The 24,123-nt window shown below is 64.5% G+C and carries 16 protein-coding genes and 1 tRNA gene; 9 read left to right on the forward strand and 8 right to left on the reverse strand.

Going from position 1 to position 24,123, the window contains the following annotated elements; all coding sequences use genetic code 11:
- The first annotated feature begins 401 nt into the window (after positions 1-401).
- From HV826_RS29605 to HV826_RS29635, 7 genes are all read left to right on the forward strand, one after another.
- A complete protein-coding gene (locus HV826_RS29605; protein ID WP_368671020.1) occupies positions 402-1,763 on the forward strand; it encodes an IscS subfamily cysteine desulfurase in 1,362 nt (453 codons plus the stop codon).
- Between the two features lie 96 nt (positions 1,764-1,859).
- The gene (iscU, locus tag HV826_RS29610; RefSeq protein WP_002634235.1) at positions 1,860-2,261 is read left to right on the forward strand and encodes a Fe-S cluster assembly scaffold IscU; all 402 of its coding nucleotides are present in this window, start codon (positions 1,860-1,862) and stop codon (positions 2,259-2,261) included.
- A 27-nt stretch (positions 2,262-2,288) separates the two neighbouring features.
- Complete coding sequence (locus tag HV826_RS29615) at positions 2,289-2,687, forward strand: iron-sulfur cluster assembly accessory protein (protein WP_176420409.1); 399 nt, start codon at positions 2,289-2,291, stop codon at positions 2,685-2,687.
- Positions 2,688-2,795: 108 nt separating this feature from the next.
- The gene (gene hscB / locus HV826_RS29620) at positions 2,796-3,353 is read left to right on the forward strand and encodes a Fe-S protein assembly co-chaperone HscB (protein ID WP_176420411.1); all 558 of its coding nucleotides are present in this window, start codon (positions 2,796-2,798) and stop codon (positions 3,351-3,353) included.
- Complete coding sequence (gene hscA / locus HV826_RS29625) at positions 3,350-5,197, forward strand: Fe-S protein assembly chaperone HscA (protein WP_176420413.1); 1,848 nt, start codon at positions 3,350-3,352, stop codon at positions 5,195-5,197. The genes hscB and hscA overlap by 4 nt, the downstream gene beginning before the upstream one ends.
- Position 5,198: 1 nt before the next feature.
- A complete protein-coding gene (locus HV826_RS29630) occupies positions 5,199-5,576 on the forward strand; it encodes a 2Fe-2S iron-sulfur cluster-binding protein (RefSeq protein WP_176420414.1) in 378 nt (125 codons plus the stop codon).
- 83 nt (positions 5,577-5,659) lie between these two features.
- Positions 5,660-5,743, forward strand: a tRNA-Leu gene (locus HV826_RS29635).
- 56 nt (positions 5,744-5,799) lie between these two features.
- Here the strand turns inward: HV826_RS29635 and HV826_RS29640 are convergent.
- Positions 5,800-6,888: a lysylphosphatidylglycerol synthase transmembrane domain-containing protein gene (locus tag HV826_RS29640; protein ID WP_176420416.1), complete on the reverse strand. Its 1,089-nt coding sequence runs from the start codon at positions 6,886-6,888 to the stop codon at positions 5,800-5,802.
- On the reverse strand, positions 6,885-8,636 hold the full coding sequence (locus tag HV826_RS29645; RefSeq protein WP_407938444.1) for an alkaline phosphatase family protein: 1,752 nt from the start codon (positions 8,634-8,636) through the stop codon (positions 6,885-6,887). The genes HV826_RS29640 and HV826_RS29645 overlap by 4 nt, the downstream gene beginning before the upstream one ends.
- Here HV826_RS29645 and omp85 point away from each other — a divergent pair.
- Together omp85 and HV826_RS29655 are read left to right on the forward strand one after the other, a co-directional pair.
- Positions 8,629-9,801 carry an Omp85 family outer membrane protein gene (gene omp85, locus HV826_RS29650; protein ID WP_176420418.1) on the forward strand — a complete coding sequence of 391 codons (1,173 nt, stop codon included), beginning with the start codon at positions 8,629-8,631 and terminating at the stop codon, positions 9,799-9,801. The genes HV826_RS29645 and omp85 overlap by 8 nt on opposite strands.
- 232 nt (positions 9,802-10,033) lie before the next feature.
- Entirely contained in the window at positions 10,034-12,304 is a 2,271-nt protein-coding gene (locus tag HV826_RS29655; RefSeq protein ID WP_255208199.1) for a pyridoxal-dependent decarboxylase, read from the forward strand.
- A 135-nt stretch (positions 12,305-12,439) separates the two neighbouring features.
- On the opposite strand, the gene HV826_RS29660 is transcribed toward HV826_RS29655, so the two are convergent.
- From HV826_RS29660 to mvaD, 6 genes are all read right to left on the reverse strand, one after another.
- Positions 12,440-12,916 (reverse strand): hypothetical protein, encoded by a 477-nt coding sequence (locus HV826_RS29660; RefSeq protein WP_255208198.1) that lies wholly within the window; start codon positions 12,914-12,916, stop codon positions 12,440-12,442.
- Between the two features lie 13 nt (positions 12,917-12,929).
- Positions 12,930-13,490 (reverse strand): transposase family protein, encoded by a 561-nt coding sequence (locus HV826_RS38150; RefSeq protein WP_368671019.1) that lies wholly within the window; start codon positions 13,488-13,490, stop codon positions 12,930-12,932.
- 216 nt (positions 13,491-13,706) lie between these two features.
- The gene (locus HV826_RS38300) at positions 13,707-13,973 is read right to left on the reverse strand and encodes a DUF6959 family protein (protein ID WP_407938443.1); all 267 of its coding nucleotides are present in this window, start codon (positions 13,971-13,973) and stop codon (positions 13,707-13,709) included.
- 4 nt (positions 13,974-13,977) lie between these two features.
- Positions 13,978-20,553 carry an RHS repeat-associated core domain-containing protein gene (locus tag HV826_RS29670; protein ID WP_176420422.1) on the reverse strand — a complete coding sequence of 2,192 codons (6,576 nt, stop codon included), beginning with the start codon at positions 20,551-20,553 and terminating at the stop codon, positions 13,978-13,980.
- 1,500 nt (positions 20,554-22,053) lie between these two features.
- Positions 22,054-23,133 (reverse strand): mevalonate kinase, encoded by a 1,080-nt coding sequence (locus HV826_RS29675; protein WP_176420423.1) that lies wholly within the window; start codon positions 23,131-23,133, stop codon positions 22,054-22,056.
- Entirely contained in the window at positions 23,133-24,119 is a 987-nt protein-coding gene (gene mvaD, locus HV826_RS29680; RefSeq protein ID WP_176420425.1) for a diphosphomevalonate decarboxylase, read from the reverse strand. The genes HV826_RS29675 and mvaD overlap by 1 nt, the downstream gene beginning before the upstream one ends.
- Between the last annotated feature and the right edge of the window lie 4 nt (positions 24,120-24,123).

A 24,123-nucleotide genomic window follows, 5' to 3' on the forward strand; every position in this document is an offset into this window, starting at 1 on the left:
ACCCTCCCCCGTCTCCTGCGCCTCCTTCGTGCGGGCCGCCTGCTTCGCGCTCATGTGCCTTCCTCCCTGTGGTGGCCCCTGCCAGTGCAGGCGACCAGCCAGGGTGGAGCTCGCTGGGAAATCAAGCGGTTGGCCGAGGGGTATGCGCCATTTCGGAGCACCTCGCGCCAGGACGGCGCACCCGGACTGATCCACGACGGCGCGGCGTTGACTTAAGGCGTCCTATTGGGAGCACGCACCCACACCCGTAGCGCTCCTGATGTTCGCTTGACCCGAAGGCGCCCCTTTTTATATTTGACCAGTCCGGTCCACATTCAAGTGTGACGGTGTAGGTCCCCCTGCGACCAAGGCGCTCCGAGGCGCCAGTCGACGTCCTCTCCAGGAAGGTGTTGGAAGCAATGGTGAAGCTGCCGATCTACATGGACAACCACGCCACCACCCCGCTGGACCCGCGGGTGCTGGAGGCGATGCTGCCCTACCTGCGCGAGGACTTCGGTAACGCGGCCAGCCGCAATCACGTGTTCGGCTGGAAGGCCGAGGCGGCGGTGAACAAGGCCCGGCAGCAGGTGGCCGAGCTCATCGGCGCGGCCGAGCAGGAGATCGTCTTCACCTCGGGCGCCACCGAGTCCGACAACCTGGCCATCAAGGGCGTCATCGAGTTCTACAAGTCCAAGGGTGACCACATCATCACCCTCAAGACGGAGCACAAGGCCATCCTGGACACCTGCAAGCGCCTGGAGCGCGTGCGGCAGGAGCGCCTGGACGAGCTGAAGCTGCTGCGGCTTGCGCAGCTCGCGGGCCAGGACGTCACCGAGGACAACCAGGCCGCGCTGCTGGCGAAGCACGACGTGGACGCCGACGAGACGTACCGCAAGTGGGCCGAGCTGCCCACCGGCGGCGCGCGCGTCACCTACCTGGACGTGGAGCCCGACGGCCGCGTGAGCCTGGAGAAGCTGGCCGCGGCGATGACGCCGAAGACGGTGCTGGTCTCCATCATGTTCGCCAACAACGAGATTGGCGTCGTCCAGCCCGTCGCGCAGATTGGCGCGCTGTGCCGCTCCAAGGGCGTGCTCTTCCACTGCGACGCGGTGCAGGGCATCGGCAAGGTGCCCTTCGACGTGGAGGCCATGAAGGTGGACCTGGCCTCCATCACCTCGCACAAGATGTACGGCCCCAAGGGAATTGGCGCGCTGTACGTGCGCCGCCGGCCGCGCGTGCGCATCGCGCCCATCATCGACGGCGGGGGCCATGAGCGCGGCATGCGCTCCGGCACGCTGAACGTGTCGGCCATCGTCGGCTTCGGCATGGCGGCGGAGCTGGCGCGCAAGGAGCTGCCCGAGGAGTCGGCGCGCATCCTTCGCCTGCGCGAGAAGCTGCGCAAGGGCCTGACGGACGCGCTGGACATGACCATCATCAACGGCTCGATGGAGCACCGGCTGCCGGGCAACCTCAACATCTCCTTCGCCCACGCGGAGGGTGAGTCCCTGATGATGGGCATCAAGGACGTGGCGGTGTCCTCCGGGTCCGCGTGCACGTCCGCTTCCCTGGAGCCTTCCTACGTGCTGCGCGCGCTGGGCGTGGACGAGGAGCTGGCGCACAGCTCCATCCGCTTCGGCCTGGGCCGCTTCACCACGGAGGAGGAGGTCGACTACGTGGTGAACCTCGTCGTGGACAAGGTCCGCAAGCTGCGCGACATGAGCCCACTGTACGAGATGGCCAAGGAAGGCATCGACCTCAAGAGCATCGAGTGGACGGCGCACTAGCGCCTTCCCTGGTAGACAGGGGGGCGCGAGCCCCCTCCCCCGGAGGGCGTTGCCCGCCGGAACCTTTGGTGAGAAGCATCCGTTGAAGGAGCAGGCATGGCTTACAGCGACAAGGTCATCGAGCACTACGAGAACCCCCGGAACGTCGGGACGCTCGACAAGGAAGACCCGAACGTGGGCACCGGCCTGGTGGGCGCGCCCGCCTGCGGCGACGTGATGCGCCTGCAGCTCAAGATCTCCGAGGACGGGCTCATCGAGGACGCCCGCTTCAAGACGTTCGGCTGCGGGTCGGCCATTGCCTCGTCGTCGCTCGTCACCGAGTGGGTGAAGGGCAAGACGGTGGACCAGGCGATGACCATCTCCAACAAGGACGTGGCCCGCGAGCTGTCGCTGCCGCCGGTGAAGATTCACTGCTCCGTGCTGGCGGAGGACGCCATCAAGGCGGCCATCGAGGACTTCAAGAAGAAGCGCGCCGCGCGCCAGGCCAAGGCGTCCTGACGTCTGCGGGAAAGGGAGAGGCGAACCATGAGCGAGCAGGCGACCCAGGAGACGACGCAGCGCCAGGCGCCTGCCGCCGCGCCCGTGGCCAGGCCCCCCAAGGGCATCACCATCGCTGACAGCGCGGTGGCCCGGCTGAAGGAGCTGCTGGAGCAGCGCCAGACACCCGAGGCCGGCTTGCGGCTGGCCGTGAAGGGCGGCGGGTGCTCGGGCCTCCAGTACTCCATGGAGTGGTCGGAGAAGTCCCGCGAGCGCGACAAGATTTTCGAGAAGGACGGCGTGCGCGTCTTCGTGGACCCGAAGAGCTACCTGTACCTCATCGGCACCGAGCTGGTGTTCGAGCAGACGCTCATGGCCTCCGGCTTCAAGCTGAACAACCCCAACATCAAGGCGGCCTGCGGCTGCGGAGAGAGCTTCTCCGTCTGACGCGCCAGCACGCGCTCCACCCCCTGCCGGGTGGAGCCGCCGCCACGCGGGCCCGGCCAGCCGCCGGGCCCTTTTCGTTTGTCCCCTGCCCGCATTGGAGAGCCCCCCGTGAGGACCCACTTCGACGTCTTCGGCCTGAAGCGCGCCTATGACGTGGACGTGCCGGCGCTGGAGAAGCAGTACCGCGAGCTGTCGTTGCAGCTCCATCCGGACCGCGTGGCACAGGCCAGCGCGCGCGAGCGCCTGCAGTCCCTGGAGGGCACCACCGCCCTCAACGAGGCCTTCAAGACGCTGAAGGACCCGGTGCGCCGCGCCTTCTACCTGCTCAAGCTGCACGGCATCGACCTGGACCGCGAGGACGCGGGCGCGCAGAAGGACATGCCCCTGGCCTTCCTGGAGGAGGTCATGGACCTGCGCGAGTCGCTGGACACCGCCATGGCGAAGAAGGACCTGGGCCGCGCCCGGGCCATGGCGGACGACGTGGAGGTCCGGAAGAAGGCGGCCCTCACCGAGGCGGCGGAGTCGCTTCGCACCCTGGAGGCTGACGCGCCGGGGGACGACGGGCAGGAACTGGTGAGAAAGGCATCGCACGCGCTGGGGCGGGTGCGCTACTTCACGCGCTTCCTCGAGCAGGTGGACGCGTTCGAGGAGGAGATTCAGGCGTGAGCAATAACGGCTACCTTCAGATTCACGACCCGCTGAAGCCCAAGGGGCAGGCGGTGGGCATCGACCTGGGCACGACGAACTCGCTGGTGGCGGCGGTGGTGCAAGACAAGCCCGTCTGCGTCCCGGTGGACGAAGGCGACGCGCTGCTGCTCCCCTCCGTGGTGCACTACGCGAAGGACGGCGGCGTGGTGGTGGGCGCCCGAGCGCGCAAGCTGGCCTCCGAGCACCCCACCGACACCATCGCCTCCGTGAAGCGCTTCATGGGGCGCAGCCCGGACGACGCGGAGACGCGCAAGCTGGGCCACTACAAGTTCGCGCCCGGCGCCAAGGTGGTGCGCTTCGATGTCGCGGGTGGCACGCCGGTGACGCCCATTGAAGTCTCCGGTGAGGTGCTGCGCGCCCTCAAGCGCCGCGCGGAGGCGCACTTCTCCACCAAGGTGGAGCAGGCCGTCATCACCGTGCCCGCCTACTTCGACGACGCCCAGCGGCAGGCCACCAAGGACGCGGGCCGGCTCGCCGGGCTGGAGGTGCTGCGGCTGCTCAACGAGCCCACCGCCGCCGCGCTGGCCTACGGCCTGGACAAGGGCAGCCAGGGCACGTTCGCCGTCTATGATTTGGGCGGCGGCACCTTCGACATCTCCATCCTCAAGCTGGTGGACGGCGTGTTCGAGGTGAAGTCCACCGGCGGCGACTCCGCGCTGGGTGGCGACGACTTCGACCGGGCGATTGCGCAGCGGGTGCTGGAGACGCTGGGCGCGTCCGAGGCGCCGGCCCCCGCCCTGGTGGCGGAGGTGCTGGCGGCCTCGCGCAAGGCCAAGGAGGCGCTCACCGACGCGGCGTCGGTGGAGTTCACCGCGGGCGGTCAGACGCACCTGGTGAAGCGCGAGGACTTCGACGCCTGGATTCAGCCCTTCGTGCAGAAGACGGGCACGGTGTGCCGGCGGGCGATGAAGGACGCGGGCGTGACGGCCGGGGAGCTGGACGGCGTCATCCTGGTCGGCGGCGCCACGCGCGTGCTGGCGGTGCGCCGCTACGTGGCGGAGCTGTTCGGCCGTGAGCCGCTGGGCGACATCAACCCGGACCAGGTGGTGGCGCTGGGCGCGGCGGTGCTGGCCAACCTGCTCACCACGGCGGACCGTCAGGACGACGTGCTGCTGCTGGACGTGATTCCGCTGTCCCTGGGCCTGGAGACGATGGGCGGCATCGTGGAGAAGCTGATTCAGCGCAACTCCACCATCCCCACCACCGCGGGCCAGGTGTTCACCACCTTCAAGGACGGGCAGACGGGCCTGGACGTCCACGTGCTCCAGGGCGAGCGCGAGCTGGTGGAGGACAACCGCAGCCTGGCGCGCTTCACCCTGTCCGGCATCCCGCCCCTGGCCGCGGGCCTGGCCCGAGTGGAGGTCCGCTTCCAGGTGGACGCGGACGGCATCCTCTCCGTCAGCGCGCAGGAGCAGAGCACCGGCGTCAGCCAGTCGATTACCGTGAAGCCCAGCCACGGCCTCACGGATGAGGAGATTGAGCAGATGCTGCTCGACTCCATCGACTACGCCGAGGACGACATCCAGGCCCGGCAGGTCCGGGAGCAGCGGGTGGACGCCGAGCGCGTCCTCGCCGAGGCGGACCGGCAGCTGGGTGAGCACGGCTCGCTGCTCCAGGAGGGGGAGCGCGCCGTCATTGATTCCGCCATCGCCCGGGTGCGTGAGCTGATGAAGGGCGAGGACTACCTGAAGCTGAAGGAGGCCGTGCACGCGCTGGACGAGGCGTCCCGCCCCTTCATCGAGCGGGTGATGAACCAGGCCATCACCCAGGTGGTGGCTGGCCACTCCGTGGAGGATTACTGACGTGCCCAAGGTGACTTTCAAGAGCCCCCTGGCCGAGGTCAGCGCCGACGTGCCCACCGGCACCACCCTGCTGGACGCCGCCGAATCCTGCGGCGCCCAGGTGGGGCACAGCTGCGGCGGGGTCTGCGGCTGCTCCACCTGTCACATCTGGGTCCGCAAGGGCCTCGACTCGCTGAGCGAGCAGACGGACGCGGAGGCGGACCGCCTGGACATGGGCTTCGACGTCCGCCCCTACTCCCGGCTGAGCTGCCAGACGGAGCTGGGCGCCGAGGACATCCTGGTTGAAATCACCGAGGAGTCCCTCACCGCCTTCATGGACGAGAACCCCGTCCTGCGCCGCGCTCTCGAGGCCGAAGGGAAATGGCCGCTGAAGAAGTGAGGTTGTTACGTAGTGCTTGACGGGGCGGGGCAGGAACTCTATATGTCCGGCCCATCGCAGCGCCGCACCGCGATGCCCCACCTGCCCAGGTGGTGGAATTGGTAGACACACTAGATTCAGGGTCTAGCGCCTGCAAGGGCATGGAGGTTCGAGTCCTCTCCTGGGCACAAAGTTGAGAAGGGGTCCCGGTTTCAAACCGGGGCCCCTTTTCGCTTTTCAGGGGTCAGGAGCGCGCGGGCTCCACCGCATCGTGGGCCACGTGACTCGCCGCCTCCCGCGCGAGGCTCCCGCCCTTGCGCAAATCCCGGATGCGAATCTTCCGCAGGTGGACGGAGACGGCGCCCACTGCGACCTGGCTGATGACGGTGCCCAGGTGCGTGAGCGTGGAGAAGGCCGCCGCGTCCTCTGGCGAGGCCCCCAGGCTGCGGGCCGCCCAGCTCGTCACGAAGTAGTAGATGCCCATGCCCGCCGGGACGCCCGGGAGCGACTGCCCCAGGGAGATGGCCCCCAGCACCACCGCTCCGGCGAAGAGTCCGCCGGAGATGCCGATGCCCTGCAGCGCCAGGCCGTATGCCAGCGCGGAGGCGAGGACTGGCCCCACCGAGAAGACGAACACCTTCGCCATGCCGGTGAAGGAGCGCGCGGTGCCCAGGCCCTCGCTGACGTGGTGGAGGAAGCCCTCCACCCGGGGGAGCTTGTGGCGCTTGTGCAGGGCGAAGGCGAGCGGGCCGGACCAGTGCGCCAGCAGCACCACCAACGCGACCAGCCCCACGCAGAGCGACACGGCCACCTTCAGCTCCCCTTGGAAGCGGGACAGCGTCTGGCCAAACGGGCCAAGCAGCGACAGCGTGACGAGCAACATCAGCGCCGCGAACTCCATCAGCTTGCAGACGCCCACCGTGCCCAGGCAGCGCAGGAAGGGGATGCGCTGCGTCCGCGACAGGAGGAACGAGCGCATGATTTCGCCCAGCTTCCCGGGCAGCGCGTTGTGGACGAAGGCGCCAATGGCCACCAGGTGATAGCGCTCCTTGAAGGGCACCGGCCTGCGGAGCGTGCGCTGCCATTGCACCGCACGCAGCGGGATGAGCGAGGCCTGGAGCAACATGAAGGGCACCAGCCACACGAGGTGGCCGGGCAAGTCCCTCACGAAATCCCCCAGCGGGAAGCGCGGCTGGAGCAGGGGCCCGGCTCCGCCCAGGTTCCATTTGAAGAACGCGGTGGAGAGCAGGACGACGGACAGCACGAGCCCGAAGACGGCGAGCAGCACCTTGAACAACGCCCGGCCCCCGGAAGGCCTCGCCCTGCCCTTCACGGCACCCTCCGGAGTCGTGGGGTGTCTTCGAGATAGGCCGCCGCGAGCCGCTCATGGAGCTGCGCGCAGTGCGACAGCCCGGACAGGTCCACGGGGGCCTTGGCGGGCCAGCACACCAGGCTGTTGGCCTCCGTGCGGGTGAGTCCTCCGTGCGAGCCGAACTCCCAGGCGAAGCCCACGGTGCCACCGCGCCGCACGGCTTCGCCGAAAAGCACCAGGTCCCCCGCGGTGGACATGGTGGGGAGGACGCGGAGGAAGTCCGCCACCGCGCGCTTGCTGAACTCGGTGGACAGCGGGGCCCGGTCCAAGGAGTCCACGGTGTAGACGCCGCCACGCACGAGCGCGACCGCGCTGTCGCCTCGCCGCAGGGCGACGAGGCCGATGTCCGGGCTCCGTGTCACCCGAGCCAGCACCTCGGGGTGGCGCGCGAGCAGCGACCTGGCCTCCAGCGGCTCGGGCTCACCGGACACGTACACATGGGCGAAGTCGCCGCACTCGACGGCCATTGGCGTGAAGGGCGCGCGCGGCTGCGTGTCCGGCTCCGGGCGAGTCCTGCCGTCGCAGAGGCCGCGGACCACGTCGTCGGAGAGGGGGCCGTCGCCATGGGGCGCCGTCAACCACTGCGCCAGGGGTTGGCCCCTCCGCTGCTCCCAAGGCACACAATCCACGTGCCCGTGGTCGGAGAGGAAGACGACGTCATAGGGCTGCTCCACCGCGCCCGCCACGGCGTACAGCTCCGCGAGGTACGCATCCACGCGGTACAGCTCCGCGCGCGCCTGCTCGGAGCGTGGCCCCCGGCGGTGGGCCACCTCATCGTAGTTGCCGTAGACGAGGTAGATGAGGGGCACGCCCCGCGCCAGGTCCACCAGGGACTTGGTGAAGGCGAAGCTCCAGCCCAGGCGCTGGAGGAAGACGTGGCTGAAGAGGAAGGCCGGCTCGTGGCGCCAGTCGTGAAGCCCCCGCGCCCAGTGGGTGACTTCACGCGCCGCGGCCCAGGTGTCCATGCCCAGTGCGCGCAGATAGTCCCAGAGGCCGCGCGTGCGCGCGCTGAGCAGCCCCCGCATCTCGTGGGAGAACGCGCGCGACATCTGCTTGAAGCTGGCCAGCGTGCTCATGCTCAGCGCGTTCTCAGCCCCCGCGCGGAAGAGGGAGAAGTACCCGTGCCCCCCTCCGTCGAGCAGGCTGGTCCGCCCCGCGCCGCGCAGGCGCTGGTCAATGGCCAGCGCATCCGCTGGGGTGTTCATCTGGACCTTGCGGCCCAGCTCGCGGTCGAACCACGAGTACGCCGGCAGGTTGGCGTGGCGCATGCCGTAGAGCAGGCCCGCCTGGAAGTAGGGCGTGGACGTGGGCGCGCCCCAGAAGGCCTCGTCCAGGTGATACGCCCCCGAGCGCACGAGCCGCGCCAGGAAGGGCATGCGCCCCGCGACGAGCGCTTCATCCAGCAGGCGCTTGGGGACGCCGTCCAGGTGGACGATGAGCAGCTTCCTCGCCCTGCGCCCTGGCGCGGGCGGCACCTTCTCCCGGACCCGGCGCACGAGGCCGTGGGCCCACAGGTGCATCGCTGGTGGAAGCACAGCGCTCACGGGTGTCGCCTCCCCTCCTCTGGCAGCCAAGATGAGCACTTGAGAGGCCAGCCGCCCTGGAGTGGGAGCCGCCCTCCAGGAGAGCGGGCGGGCAACCGCCGAGGCTTCTCCGTGCGGGAAGAAACGCCGCCACCCAGGCGTCCTCCGCGGCCCCTTCATGCTCATTCCCGCCACGGCCGTCCTCCTCGTCAGCCTGAGCGCTGCTCCGGCAGCCCGCGCGCGCCCCGCGCCCGGGCTCGAGCCCGTGCGGACGTCCGGCTTCGATGCGATTGCCATCCCCCTGGTGAGCTTCAACTCGGACCAGGGCATGGGCTACGGCGCCGTGGGCGGGATGTACCTCTATGCGCCAGGGAAGCAGCCCTACGCGCACGCCATCAGCGCGCAGACGTTCTTCAGCAACCGGGGCGTGCAGAACCACTCGCTGCGCTACGACGGGCCGAAGCTGCTCGGGCCGCTGCGCGTGGAGGGCCGGCTGGATTACCGGCGAGAGCTTCGCAGCCCCTTCTTTGGCGCGGGCAACCTGTCCGCGCCGGGCTTCCGCGGGGATGTGAACAACGAGCTGTACAACTTCGACAAGGGGACGCCGGGCTTCTGGTTCCGCCTGCGTGGACACCCCTTCGGAGAGGAACATCCGCTCCAGTCCTATGTGGGCTACGGCTGGCGGCACATGCGCGTGGCGGCCTACGCGAAGTCCATGCTGTCGCTGGAGAAGCCCCTGGGCATGGACGGCGGCAACATGGGGCAGCTGCTCGCCGGCGTGCTCTGGGATACGCGCGACAACGAATCGGACCCGCGACAAGGCAGCGTCGAAGAGCTGTCGCTGCGCATCTCCGGCAACGCCACGGGCAACCGCTACCACTACGTCGGCGTCACCCTGAGCGAGCGGCGCTACTTCCCGCTGACGTCACGGCTGACGCTGGCGCACCGGATGACGTTGGACATGCTGTTCGGCGACGTGCCGTTCTACGAGTGGAGCAACACCGGCGGCGTCAATGTGTCCGAAGGCATTGGCGGCATGAACAGCGTGCGCGGCATCGAGCGCAACCGCTTCGCTGGGAACATCAAGGCGTTCACCAATACGGAGCTGCGCTATCAGGCGGCCCGGTTCCAGGTCTTCGGACAGCAACTGAAGCTGGGCGCGGTGGCCTTCGTGGACCTGGGCCGCGTGTGGCACCCGGGCGTCTCGGATGGCAAGTGGTGGCACTGGCACCCGGGCGTCGGCGGAGGCCTGCGGTTCTCCCGGCGCGCGGCGGTGGTCCGCACCGACTACGCGCGCTCCACGGGCTCCGGGCGACAGCGGTTCTACGTCACCTTCGGCCAGATGTTCTGACGCTCACGGCCGGCGCTTCCACACGTCGCCCTCGCGCGTGAAGGTGTCGCGCACCCGACGCTGGATGGATTGCACCGTCCCGGCCCCGGAGGGCTGGAGATTGTCAGGAATTGACCGCGGCACGACATGACAAAAGGGATTGCAACTACATCATGTATATCTGGCGCGACCGTGGCCGCCCGCCCACGCCTTGTGTCTGGCCATGGTCCTTCCCTGACGCAAGGAGCCCCACATGGCCCACAAGTCCCAGCCGGACTACTCGAGTCGTGCCCTGGATGAATTGAAGCAGGCGTTGCGCGAGCGACTGAAGACCAACCAGCTCGCGCACCGAGAGCTGCTGTGGGAGTCAACCCATGGCAGGGAAGCCCCCATCGAGGACGGGCGGGACGTGGAGGCGTGGTTCCTGGGGCCCCGCGCGGAGAACGCGGACGTCTTCGAGCAGCTGGTGCTGGAGGCCTTGAGGGACCACGCCTTCTGGCGCCGGAACTTCCACCCGATGGACCCTCCCGCCATCACCCAGAGCATCAAGAGAGATCCGGGCTACCTCCGGGCGCTCGACACGCTGCACACGGAGTTCAACAACCTCCTGGCCGAGCTGAAGAAGTCCGCGCCGTTCTTCAGCATGCGCTACCAGGGCCACATGACCTGGGACCAGACGCTCCCGGGCATGGCCGGCTACTTCGCGGCGATGCTCTACAATCAGAACAACGTCGCGCTGGAGGCCTCGCCGCTGACGACGGTGCTGGAGGTCCGGGCCGGCGAGGACCTGTGCCGGATGGTGGGCTACGCCCAGAAGGGCGACATCCGCCCCTGGAGCCACCTGACCAGCGGTGGCACCACCGCCAACATCGAGGCGATGTGGGCCGCGCGAAACCTGAAGTTCTATCCCCTCTCCCTGCGCGAGGCCATCCAGCGGGAGTCCGCGCTGGCCGCGGCGAAGTCGCTTCAGGTGACGCTGCCCTCGGGGACCCGGGCGCGTCTGCTCGACCTGGATGCGTGGCAGGCGTTGAACCTGGACGTGGACGAGGTGCTGGGCATCCCCACCCGTATCCAGGAGGAGTTCTCCATTCCGGTGGAGACGCTGACGGCAAGCGTGGGCAACTACATGCTCCAGGACCTGGGGCTCGTGGAGTTCACCCGCCGCTACCTGGGGGACATCCCAGCCCCCGTGTTCATGGTCCCCGGCTCCAAGCACTACTCGCTCCCCAAGGCGGCGGCGATTCTGGGCATCGGCGCGGACCACATGTTCAGCGTCCCCCTGGATGAAGAGGGGCGCATGGACGCGTCTGCCCTGGAGGCGCGGCTGGACCAGTGCAAGGCGGACCGGCAGCCCGTCATCGCGGTGACGGCGGTGATGGGGACGACGGAGGAGGGGCTGGTGGACCCGCTCGCGTCCGTGCTGGCGCTCCGCCGGCAGAAGTACCATCCGCAGGGCATGTCGTTCTGCGTGCATGCGGACGCGGCCTGGGGCGGGTACTTCGCCTCGCTCCTGCGCGCGCCGCCGAGCACCGACAAGAGCCGCGCGGGCCCGCCCGCGCCGGTGCTGCCCCTCAGCCGGTACGTGACGCAGCAGTTCGAGGCGCTCCCCGAGGCGGACACCATCACCGTGGACCCGCACAAGACGGGCTACCTGCCCTACCCCGCTGGAGCGCTGTGCTACCGCAATCAGTCCATGCGCAGCCTGGTGGCCTTCGAGGCGCCCTACATCAACACGGCGGGGAGCCAGGAGGACCTCACCGTGGGCAAGTACGGCATCGAGGGCTCCAAGCCCGGCGCCGCGGCGGCGGGCGTGTACCTGAGCCATGCCGTCGTCCCACCGGACCAGCGTGGCTACGGGAAGATCCTCGGGAGGGCGCTCTACAACTGCAAGCTGTTCCACGCCCGGCTGCTGATGATGAACTCCACGGCCAGTGACTACGTCGTGGTGCCGGGCCCGCGCTTCAAGCTCTCCGAGCCCCTCAAGCGCAAGTACGGCGGTGAGAAGCAGGCGCTGGAGACCCTGCGGCATCAAATCATGGGCGTGCCGCAGGAGAAGCTCCTCACGGCGTCAGGGGAGGAGGAACTGGAGCTGCTGCGCGAGACGGGCGCGGACCTCAACATCCTCACCTACGCCTTCAACTTCACCTCCGGACAGGGCCTCAACCCGAGCCTGGAGGAGGCGAACACCTTCAACCGGAAGATCTACGAGCGTCTGGGCGTCAAGGCCGACGGCCGCGACATCTATGGCTACCGGCTGCTGGTGAGCACCACGGACTTCATCGAGGAGGACTACGGCAAGAAGTTCTTCGATGACTACAAGACGCGCCTGCTGGGAAGCGGCGCGACCTCGGGGCGGGGCGAGGAGGGCCGCATCACCGTGCTGCGCTCCGTCATCATGGACCCCTGGATTACCGAAGACCTCCAGCGCCGGCCGTTCCTCGACACCATCATCGAGGAACTGCGCGCGGCCGTGGAGGACGCGCTCAACGAAATGCGCGGGACGGCATCGAAGCGCTCGCGCTGACGCGCTTCAGGGAGTGCCGTCAAGGACGAGGTTTCAGGTGAGCTGAAAGGCGCCCAGCTCTCGCGGCGGCTGATACCGCCGCGAGAGACGGGGTGCTGGTGCTCAGCACGCGCCGGCGCCAGCCACGTCCCGCCGCTACCGCCTGATTCGCAACGTGACGGAGGTGAACACCTCGACGCGCATTCCGTCTTCCTGGATGAAGTGGCTGGTGTAGGCCAGCGGCTTGACGAAGATGCCGAACGCATCATGCTCGTTGTTGGATTTGGCGCTGAACCGCGTCATCTGAAGCGACGCCATGCAGGCACCCGTGCAGTTCATGCCCCTGGCGCTGCGATGCACGAACACCGTGCCGCCCTCAATCAGATTCGAGTTGTTGGTGCGCGGCTTCGGCATGGAGATGAACCGCCGCAGCCCTGTGTCGGGATCCTGCCAGACCGCGCCCAGCAGGAGACCGCTGGCGCTGTCAGCGTTGGTTCCCACGGGGCGGAGCGTGACGTCGATGAAGCCACCATTGTCGATGGCCGAGTTGACCTGGACGATCTCCTCCTTCTTGGTCCACCCCAACCAGTGGAACTGCGGGAGGTTGTAGTTGTCTGACGCATTGGTTCCCATGTACGTGCTTGAGTCACCAGAGCCGATGTGCTTGCCCGTCGTGGAGTCTCGCCGGTCGCCATGCCCGCTTGAGGCGGCGCTCTGACGACTGACGACGCGCCGCTGGCGGCCCGCCCAACACTCTCTGCGACCTGACTTCAAGTGTCTGCCGGGTGCGCTCGGGCGGAGGGACACGGGCGGCCAGCCCCAGCTGCCTGCGGACGCGCGCCCCCAGGTCCTGTGCCAGGTCCTCCACCCGGCGCAGACTCTTCAGCCCACAGGCGAACGCCGCCACCAGCAGCCCTAAAAGCCCCTGGTGCCCATGCCTTCGCCCACGCGCCTGTCGCGGGTCCATCACCTCACAGCTCCACTCCAGTTGGGCGTGGCGCAACGCGCGACGCCGTTGTCCTGGGACTCGGCTCATGGTCCACTGCTCCCGGCTCTCGCTCTTCTTCCGCGCAAGCCACTTGGAGGGATGGGGCTCGCCCGCTCCATCCCTCCGCTCTTCTCCTCGCCCGAGCCCTACTCGAAGCCGCTTCCGAAACCAACGAAGCAGGTCGTTCGATATGCCGCCTACCCAGGGGCTGCACCCCATGCGGCGCGATCAGAACCGGGCACCGCAACTGCCCGTCGCGAACGCGACAGGGCCTCAGCGACGCAAGTGCCTGACCTCACTCACCTTCCTCACTCCGCAACCCCTCACAATGAATCAGGACTGACACTTCCCACCCGCAACCCCGCGACCCGACGACCCTTCTTCAAATCCGACCCCGAGAAAGCGCATCAGGCCTGCCGATTGTGCTCACACCGCTCAGTAAGGCAACTCGATCCTGTGGTCACGAAGCGCGGCCTCGTATCGCTCACGAGCAGTTTGTAGTTGCGCCGCCAACTCCCGTAGCAAGTCCTGAGCATCACCGAGATCACTACGACTCAAGGCTTCAATTGCATCGAATGTCGTAGTGACCAACGAGTTCAACATGTCACCCTGGATAACGACCCCCGGGTATTTCCGCTCAGGTAGCCGAACAACAGCATTATTACCCTGATCCGTGAAGAGTTCCATTTCAACTATGGCCATTGCGCTACTCCGGAAAGAAGGTCACATAGGGTCTGGAGCGATCCAGAGGCCCCTTGAACACGTCCTGATTGCGCCAAACCCCATCCCGAACACTCTTCGCGCCCGGAAGAGAGGCGGCAGCGCTGCTCCTCGCATGGTGGTTGGAGTGACTGGGTTCGATCACGAAATCCCAGTCTGAGTTCGGTCCTGACTTGCCGCTAGCCCTACTTCCCACAAGGTGAATCGGCGAACCGATACGGTTCGCAGCATTCTGGATCCGAGTGGCATCGGCGGCTGAGATGTTCTCTACTGAGCCTCCGCTACCGCCTTCCGGTGCCTTTGCAGTTGACGATTTCGTATCGCTCGTACTAGGCGCCCCGCCTCCACCTCCGGATTGGTTCGCCATCTGCACCGCATTGAGGGCCCCGATAATATTCGCGACCCCCAAAGCAGCAACAGCGGCGCCCGACACAGCAACAGAACCTCCAATCACAGCCGCAGGAGCCCCGACGGGAGCACCAACACCCGTACTACTGGCAGCCGCGCCGGCTGTCGACGCAGTCCCTCCACCAGCGATTGCGACACCACTACCAATAATCTGCACCCCTCCCCAGGCAAACAATGCGGCACCATAGCCCAAGTGGAAGTCTTTGGAGCTTCCTTCCGGAGGAGGGACAAGCCCCAGGAACGGAACCGCCCCGGCGATCGCCCCCAAAAACAACCCCTTCCCAAACTCCAGCTTATCCTTAATCACATCAAACGCCACCCACGCCCGAACAAACCTCCTGTAGTAATACATGGATGAATGCTCGGGAATCTTCACAACATAGTAATCTCTAGTTTCAACCGGTCTTCCGTTCTCGGAAACATACTCAGTTCGAACCAAATACGTAGTTGGATCTGCAAGATCCGGCCCCAACATACTCACTAACATCTGCTGCTCGTTTATCGCAGCATTCCCAGAAACTCCTGCCACCGAATAGCCGCCGAACCAACTGTCATAAACAATAACAGGCAGCTCATTGACCGCGAATCCGGTCGGGTCCGTGTACCGCAAGGGGTTCCCCAGTCCATAGCTGTATCGATTCAGCGCTTGGCTCATCCGGGGCCCGACCATCAATGGATCAGGACTGAGGAATCGACCGAGTACCGGGTCGTACACTCGTCCCTTCATGTTGATGAGGCCCACTTCATCATCATGTTCGTGACCAGTGAATCCTTGGCGCACTTGAGAATTCCCACGCACCTGCGGGACACCTAGGGCATTGGGATATCTTCTGCCCCCATAGGGCTCAAACCGTGAACGCTCAAACACAGCACCAAACTCATCTGTAATCGTTTCGACCGTTCCCAGGCGATCGACATGAAGATACAAAGCTCTCTCGACTGAAACCTGACCCGTCGAATCCGCAGCCCACGAGACTTGCGCGACGGGACCGTCTGAGCCAATGACGCTGAAGACGTGCACTGCCGCTCCAGTCGCCACACGGCGACGCTCATAGATGCCCCCCACGTAAACTGTCACGTCGCCGTTCGAATCGCGTTTGACCGTCCGGGTGTTCATCGCATCGTAGCGATAACTCAAACTCTTTGAGCCCTGGCTTACGTGAGAGGGAAGATTAAAAGTAGTGTACTCAACAACACGACTTGGCCCTGTCAGTTGGTTCCCATTGGCGTCGTACGTATAGGATCCCAACGAGGAACGAGTGACCGCGTGGGGTCCTGCCCCTCCCGTGCCCTCATAGAACAAAGACAGGTTTTCCCCTGCTCCTTGAGTTACGGACCGACCTAGCAGATTCCCTAGATCATCGTAACCGTACTCCACCGAGGAGGGAGTACAATTCTGGTAAACGGACCACTTCACCAACCGGTTCAGGGAGTCATAGAAGAAGTCTTCGGTTGTTCGAGACAAGCGGTCGTGCCGACTTCTCATATTCCCATTGACGTCGTATTCGTAGGCCAGCATCTGACGTAGACGCTGTTCTTCGGCGACTTGAGGAGCGGCAGGTCCCTTCGTCTCAATAAAGACCGTCCTCCCTCGGGTATCGTACCTGCGCTGACTGGTAACGCCGTTGCCGAACTCCTCTGCGGTCAATTGCCCCAAACCGTTTCGCGCCTGGGCTTTCCAGTAGAGAGTCCCACCGAATGAACGACCCACCGACTCCAACACACCTCTTGCTGTGTAATTATAGTCAACAGAAAATCTATTGGTTCCTACGCTGGGGTAGTCTAACCGTCGAAGGAGTCCGTACTCGTCGAATGTCCTTGAGACCGAATACACCTGTCCTTCAACACTCCAGTCCTCGCCAACTGGCCGTCCCAGGGCATCGTAGGAATGCACAGTAACAATGTCGTCCAGGCTGGTACTGGCATCCCCCTCCACTGCGCTACGAAAGAGAGCGCCAACCCACCCCACGGAGGGATTATCAACAGGATGATCCCACGTAAATCGAGCCACACCATCGCGGTTCGTCCGGACCGTCATGCGGCCAAGTGTGTCTCGCTCGAACACCGTTGCGTCACCATTGGCGTCAGTCACCCGCGTGACCTCTCCGAATGGATTGTAGTCTGTAACAGTGAGCCCTGAGTCTGGGTCATTCACCTGACTCTGGCGGCCCAGTCGGTCATACTGATATCGCGGCCCCTGCCCGTACCCGTTGGTGACGGACTCAAGCTGCCCAAAGGGACCAAACCTCGTGCTCGATACGATGCGCCGAGTTCCCAGCATGTCCTCTGTCGTCTGCGGTCGTCCGTGCTCGTCCAGCCAGATTATCGTCGAGTTTCCTTTTTCATCCCACGTAGTGACCTTTCGCCCCTCATACTGCTTGGTCTCGCTCGTCCCATCGGGGTACGTCGTTCGTACCGTACGTCCCAGATTGTCATAAGCGAACGAAGTTGCGCCGGACCCCGAACCCCCGGGTGGTGGCAACCACTGCGTTGTCACACGCCCCAGTTCATCGTACAGATTCCCAGAATTGACATTCTCCTCTGAGAAACCGCGCTTCCGGGTACCCATCCAGCGCCCCAGACGGTCGGTACTGGACTCTTCATCTACAAGTACAAATCCTGGAACATTTTCGTTCAAGGGGGACATTCGCCGCAGGATGGACACAGCAAGAGAGCACGATTCGCCGGGAGCAACACATGCCCTGTAACTGATTGTCGAATCACTAGAGTCTGGCGCATCCACGGCCCGAAGTCGCCCGAACCCATCAAAACGTCGCTTGGTAATAAGACCGTTCTCATCCTCGCTCACCGAGACCAGTCCCAAGCCACTATGATAGGCGACACGAACTGTGTGCCCCAGGCTGTTGGTCATCACGGTAGGATAGGTTCGATCCACGGGATCATAAGAGATTCCCATCGTACGAATCGGGATCCCCCATTGCGCCCCAGTAGCGGAACGGGAGATCTGATATGCCAGCCCATCCGGATCACGAAGATACGTCGTCACGACTTCAAAATGTGCACTTCCCGGCTCGATAGTTTCACTCGCTAGCAGTGCTGTTCCCGGCCAATAGGTGCGTGCATGGTTGCGTGTCACGGAAACGCCATTAACAGTATGCGTTTTCTGATCAGCAACCGGCAGCCCCACAAGCCAGTTTTGCGGATCATTCTGATACTGAATTGACTCAACCATGACTTCACTTCCGATTACCTTCTCTACGGAAGTAGGGTTTCCATAGTTCCAGTCGTACCCCCACTCGGTGTCTACTTGCCGCAAGAGGCCGTCCGTTGGGCCTTCACTCTCAAGTCGATCGTACACTTGTTCTTGGGCTGTCGCAGGGAGCACGGTGATAACGCTGCCCCCACGCCCGCCTTGGCGAACATGATGCGCCAGTTCGAACGACTCGACGGTCTTGTGAATTCGTCCGGTGAGCGCAACCTCCGTCACCGTTTTCTTCGGGATATTTGCATACGGATAATGAGTACCCACCCGTGTCCTGTTATCGAACTCGGTGCGAACCCTGGCTCCTGCCGCAATCTCACTTACGGACATCGCGGCAAACCCCAACCAACCACGCCCCAAAACATCTACCCGCCCGTCTTCGTAGGTGTATGCGCGGCGACGCGGCGAGCTCTTACCGGAATCTACCAGGTGCTCGGCAACCAGCCACCGCCCAGACCGAACGCACTGCTGCGGGTAAGAGCAGGACGTGCCAGGGGTATAGACGGACGCATCTGCCATCGGCTTGTAGATGAAATCCACATTCGAGCCCAGCGAATCCGTCACTTTCGTCAGCAATCCTGAAGGAGGGCCCCTACGCCGATAGATTCGGAGTGTGCCATTAACTACCTGTGCTAGATCCATCAGACCGTCGCCATTCACATCCAAGATCTGCGACACACTGTACCCCCGCGTGGTCGCCTGCCCCACGGGGATATCTAGACTTCGCGGCACAAAACTCGTGCCATTAGACTCAAGCACCACCACTCGCGAGCGGCTGCCGTCGCCGTCATCCATCAGCAATAAATCTTGCCGACCATCTCCATTGAAATCAAAAACCCGAATACCGTTATCCCGGGTAAATGCTCCCAACTTCGCACCTTGCGGAAGAGTGATCGTGTATGGCGCAGCAAAGCCATCTCCAGTATTGATCAATACTTCCACATCCCCCTGAACCGGTTCGGGCTCAGGATCATTGCCCGGATTCTCCGGATCGCCGCTGGGTTCCGCTTTTTGCTCCCGCAGCGCGTCAGGCAATCCATCGCCATTGATGTCGACAAAAATATACTGCTTTGTCGAGACATCCGTCCTGACCAGCGTGGTCTCCTTCTTTTCGAAAACGCCGTCGCGCCACGTCAATGACCAGTAGCGCCGTCCGACAGTTTGATACGTAGGAACCGGATCGACGATCAGCCGTTTCTCAAGAATAAACAGGCTCGTCTTGCCAGAGCCATCCAGATTCACAGCAAATTGGCTATTGTCATTGCGATCCGATGCATGGATCGCCTGGAAGGGCTGCAAACTTCCCGCCATGTTCAGCCGGAAGCCCAACTGACCAGCGGTGGGTTCAACGCGAATCAGGTCCGACAGACCATCTCCGTTCAAGTCCCCGTACCAGAAGGTTCCGGGTTGCCGTCCATCGTCCTCGATCTCATAGAACCAGTTGGCTCCCGGCGAAGGATTATTCGACTGGAGCAGGTGCTTAATATTGCTTGTGGGGCCTGGGCCACACGTATTCTGTACAAGAAGGCTTACATCCATGCGGCCGTCCATGTTGACGTCCGCCCACCGTCCGTCATGACCAGCCGTCGCCACTCCACAGTGAAGCGGAAGGCTGAATACGTCGCCCCCTGAAATCTGTCCCGCAGCAGAAATCGACCGAAGGATCCACTTGGAATTCAGAGCCACGCTTGAAGGAGCACGATAAAGAAGATCATCACGCCCGTCCCCATCAACATCGACCGTATTAAGGACACTGTGGCCAGACTGCACAAAACTGGAAGGAACAACATCTGCGAGCCCTGTGTCTTGCTCGGTGAAATTGCGATTCGAAGACGACCACCAAAAGACTATAGGCCGAACGCAGGCACCATTCCCATCGCATTCCTGAAACGTCTTAAGCATGCTCGCGCCGCTGATTGCATCTTGCATATAGCCGAGCCGATAGGCTCGGACCAGCCCAACTGAAATGGGGTTGGGCGCGCTAATCTTGATTTCCTTGAGGCGCTTGCTCAACTTCAATTTGAAGCCAGCCGCATACGAGACACGAGAATCACTGCGCGACTCATACTCAAACACAACAAATCGCGTAGCAGGCACTCCCTGACCAAGGGAAGAAGCCGTATATTCAATGCGTTCCAGTGTCTGCTCGACACTTCCATCTTCTAAATCGGAGTGAAGCGCATAGTGGAAAGAAACGGAGTTTCCACTCCGGTCTTCCAAGCGCGCTAACGCCCATGACAGTCGACTCTCATCTGTATCAACCGTCTGGAGGAAACCATTGAGGCCCGATGGACGAACCCGCGTACGACGTCCCGCCAAAGTGGAATGGTGCAGAAACCCATAGGTCAATTTGTGCCCACTCTTCAGGAACACATGAAACTCGCGCGGCCCCAGCGCGTCCGCCCCCATGGACACAATCTTGCTGAAGGTCTCCCGCTCGGTTCGATACTCAGTGTATGAAGCACCGTAAACGCCATTGACCGACACCAGACGCTGACCATCCAGGCAAAAGGCATCATCGGCCGTGAATGTGATTGCCTCCACCTTTCCATCCTGGGCCTGTGTAAGGCCGCAGCGAGAGACCTGTGAGGCGCCAGCCAGACTCCACCCACGGCCTATGATACCGTTCCCGCCATCACTCTTGTAACCAAGAGACAGCTCCGGCTGAATGCCGGCACGCCCCGATGGCAACCAGATAGGCAGCGAGTAGGTCGACGCTCCGTCAGCAGCAACGCCGGAAAACCCCGTGCTCCGAGCTGCTACGAAACCTTCGTTGTCCGTCTCCGTAGGAAGCAAGGCATCCACTAGGACTTCAAGCCCCTGGGCTCGGTGGCGGCCTCCTGCCATTTGCCCCTTCTCGCTTTCATCCGAAGGGCCACATGCACTTACAGCCACGACAGCACCGAGCATGACGCTCAAAAAGCGATTCACGGATCGCCATCCACCCTGAACCACGTCAAATTCTCTTGAACTCATATATCAAACCCCAAAAATCAACACGCCATCCCAACCAGCCCAAAAACTTTCGAGACGCCCGCTACCGCTCCACACATACGCCAGCCTGGCAGATGTTCCCGCTTGAGCACGAGCCGCAGTTGACGATTCCGCCGCAGCCATCATTGCTCGGTCCACACTCGCGTTCGACTAGCGCACAAGCCACAGATGCAGGCATGGGCGTGCACCCACAAACATTCGGTATTCCTCCACCGCCGCATGAATTGACTCCACTGCAAGAGCCACAGTCATGCGTGCCACCACAGCCGTTGGGCACCTGCCCGCAGTTCTTGCCCTCGCACGCCGTGGCCTTGGGAATCGGCGAACATCCGCACACATTGGCAGTCCCCCCACCTCCACACGTCTGTGGGCTTACACAACTCCCGCAGTCATACGTGCCACCACAACCGTTGGGCACCTGCCCGCAGTTCTTGCCCTCGCACGCCGTGGCCTTGGGAATCGGCGAACATCCGCACACATTGGCAGTCCCCCCACCTCCACACGTCTGTGGGCCTACACAGCTCCCGCAATCATACGTGCCACCACAGCCATTGGACACCTGTCCGCAGTTTCGCCCAGTACATGCGAAGGATTCGGAGATGGAGGTGCAGCCACAGACGTTAGGCGTTCCACCGCCACCACACGAGTCGTTACCACTGCATGTGCCGCAACTCAGCAGCCCTCCGCATCCGTCTGCGACCAGCCCGCAGTTCTTGCCTACACAAGCACTCGATGGTGCAGCAGGGATACAGCCGTTGCCAAGCCCGCAGACGTTGGGAGTACCGCCAGCGCCACAAGCCTGGCCAGCAGGGCACCCACCACAATCAAGTGCCCCTCCGCATCCATCTGGAACGGAACCACAGTTTAACCCGAGCTGCGCGCATGTGCCCGGCTGACATTCACATGTGAGCGTGTCCGATCGACAGACGCCATCTTCATCAATTAGACCATCACCATCGTCATCAAGCCCGTTACACACTTCAACTGAAGCATTGATTTCATTAGCCCACTGGCCATTCACACATTGGCGCATCGAAACAGGACATTCGCCATTGGGCCCCACGCAAACCGTCGTCAGAGTACCTGTACCTTGACCAAGCGCAGGGAAACATTCTGCATATGCGGAAGCCGACAAGAAAATGAATGCCAGAACAGTTCCCGCCATCCCGGCGCGCATGACATTAACCAAATGACACCACATAGAATGCGCCCTCAAGCCCCAAGCCAAAGCGTCCACTTTTCGACAAATAGAGCATGCCGCTGGAAATTTGTCAGGATGGCGCGGGGTTTAGCTATCCTATCACTTCACTACCAACCACGGCATCTACCGAGACATGGGTCCACGCCAACCCACACTCGGAGTGGAGACACCGAAGGGACGGTGGGTTTGACCTTTGCCTAAGAGTCAGGTGGCTGGGTGGCGTTGAAGAGACGCGCTCAGGTTAGAGCGTCGACCCAGGTCCGCAGTCGGGGAGCCACCTGGGCCTCGCCACGCACGCCGGGTTCCGCATCCAGGAGCAACGTGTGGAAGCCGCGGGCTTCCAATCCCTTGCACATCTCCGCCCGCACCTGCGCATCGGGGGCGAACAGAATACAGCCGTCCCCGCCACCCGCCCCGGACAGCTTGCCCGCCGCACCGTAGGTCGCGGCCAGCGCCAGCACCCGGCGCATGCCTTCCGTCTCCAGCGGCCCCAGTTCCAGCAGCAGCGCGTGCTGCGCCTTCACGGCCTCCGAGAAGGCCCGGAAGTCACCGCCGCTCAGCCCGTCCTCAATCGCGTGGCCCAGCGTGTCCGAGCGCTCCACGAAGCTCTGGCGGCCCGCCTCCTCCAGCCGCGCCTCCACCTGGCCAATCAGCACCCGCGTCGAGGCGCTCTCGCCCGTGAAGGCATACGCCATGGACACCCGGGGCGAAGGCAGCCGCCACACGTCCACCGACGGAGACTCGGCCAGCGCCGCGCGCAGCCGCCCGGTGTTGCTCGCCTCCATCAACGGCGCCACGTCGTAGCGCCGGTATCGCAGCACACCTCCAGCGAAGCTCGTCGCCACATCCCCGCCGCTGCCCTTCCCGCCCTGCCCCAGCGTGTGCGCCAACAAAGCCAGCTTCAGCGCGTCGTAGCGCTCCTCCAGCACATAGCGCGCGCCTTCCGCCGCCAGCACCGTCGCGCACGCACTGCCGCCCATGCCCAGCTTCTGCCCGTTCGGCCCCACCGCGGACGGCGCCACCGCCAGGTCGAAACCCTGACTCGCGCGTCCATGCGCGCGCAGGGCCTCGTCCAGCGCCCGCGCCACGAAGGCGAACCCCGCCGGGACTTCCCGCTCCCAGCGCACGCCCAGCGGCGTGGTGCTCCCCGCGAGCGTGCCCTCTTCCAGGCACACGTGCACCCGGGCATCCGCACGGCGGCGGACGTACGCGGACGTGCGTGGCGCCACAGCCGCCAACCGCGCCACGCCGCCCCACAGCACGGCGTACTCACCCGAGAGGAACAGCTTCCCCGGCGCGGAGAGGGCCCGCTCCATCAGAAGAGGTGCTCCGCCTTCAGCTCCGCGTCCCCACCCGGCACGCAGCGAATCACGTCCACCGCGCCGCACGCGCGGGCCAGCGCCTCCGCGGCCACCTCGTGCGCGGCGTCCGTCAGCAGCACCGGGTTCGGTCCCGCGTCCAGCGTGAACCACACCGGGATGCCCTTCTTGCGCTGCTCCTTCAGGTGCTGGATGAGCGCCAACGTCCCGGCGTTCATGTAGCTCAGCGGCGGATTCGCCGCGAAGGACGTCGCGTGCATCCGCCACGCGTTGCGCTCACACAGCTCACCCAGGGCCTGCAAATCCCGCCGGGCGATGTGCTCGCGCACCTGCACCACCTCCGCCTCGGCGTCCTTCACCCACGCCGGGTAGTACGGGCTGGTGTCCACCGTGTGCTTCATCCCGTCCCGCGACTTCACCTCTTTCTCGCCGCGGTCGAGAATCGCCACCACCATGCGCACGTCCGGCCAGTGCGCCGCGTCGAAGCGCTGCACCGCGAAGCTGTCCTCACCATCCGGACGCTCGCCGCGCTGCCACTCGCAGAACCCACCCTGCACGCTCCGGCACGCCGAGCCGCTGCCCAGGCGCGCCAGGATGCTGGCCGCCCGCGGCTCCGACGGCAGCCCCGCCGCCGCGCGCCCCGCCACCGCCAGCGCCGCGAAGCCCGCCGCGCTGCTGGCCAGGCCCGCCGCCATGGGGAAGTCCCCGCGCGACACCACCTTCGCGGGGCCCAGCTCGCCCTTCGCCTGTGCGCGCACCAACTCCAACAGGCGCAGCACGCGGTCGCGCTCGCGGCCCTTCGCGGTGTGCCCGTTGAGCTCCACCTGGTCGCTCGCGGCGCCGAACTCCACCGTCGTCGTCACCGACAGCGGCGACAGCGTGAGGGACAGGCTGGACTGATGCGGAAGAATCAGCGCGTCGTCCCGCTTCCCCCAGTACTTCACCAGGGCGATGTTGGGATGCGCCAGAGCTGTGGCTTTCATGGGA

Origin of the sequence: Myxococcus sp. AM010 (assembly GCF_013372585.1) — a bacterium.
Lineage (GTDB): Bacteria > Myxococcota > Myxococcia > Myxococcales > Myxococcaceae > Myxococcus > Myxococcus vastator.

Excerpts from the sequence above, each read along its gene's own strand:
- iscU (WP_002634235.1), top strand. The coding sequence starts at position 1,860 with ATGGCTTACAGCGACAAGGTCATCGAGCACTACGAGAACCCCCGGAAC.
- HV826_RS29615 (WP_176420409.1), top strand. The coding sequence starts at position 2,289 with ATGAGCGAGCAGGCGACCCAGGAGACGACGCAGCGCCAGGCGCCTGCC.
- omp85 (WP_176420418.1), top strand. The coding sequence starts at position 8,629 with ATGCTCATTCCCGCCACGGCCGTCCTCCTCGTCAGCCTGAGCGCTGCT.
- HV826_RS29645 (WP_407938444.1), bottom strand. The coding sequence starts at position 8,636 with ATGAGCATGAAGGGGCCGCGGAGGACGCCTGGGTGGCGGCGTTTCTTC.
- HV826_RS29655 (WP_255208199.1), top strand. The coding sequence starts at position 10,034 with ATGGCCCACAAGTCCCAGCCGGACTACTCGAGTCGTGCCCTGGATGAA.
- HV826_RS29660 (WP_255208198.1), bottom strand. The coding sequence starts at position 12,916 with ATGGGAACCAATGCGTCAGACAACTACAACCTCCCGCAGTTCCACTGG.
- HV826_RS38150 (WP_368671019.1), bottom strand. The coding sequence starts at position 13,490 with ATGGGGTGCAGCCCCTGGGTAGGCGGCATATCGAACGACCTGCTTCGT.
- HV826_RS38300 (WP_407938443.1), bottom strand. The coding sequence starts at position 13,973 with ATGGCCATAGTTGAAATGGAACTCTTCACGGATCAGGGTAATAATGCT.
- HV826_RS29675 (WP_176420423.1), bottom strand. The coding sequence starts at position 23,133 with ATGGAGCGGGCCCTCTCCGCGCCGGGGAAGCTGTTCCTCTCGGGTGAG.
- mvaD (WP_176420425.1), bottom strand. The coding sequence starts at position 24,119 with ATGAAAGCCACAGCTCTGGCGCATCCCAACATCGCCCTGGTGAAGTAC.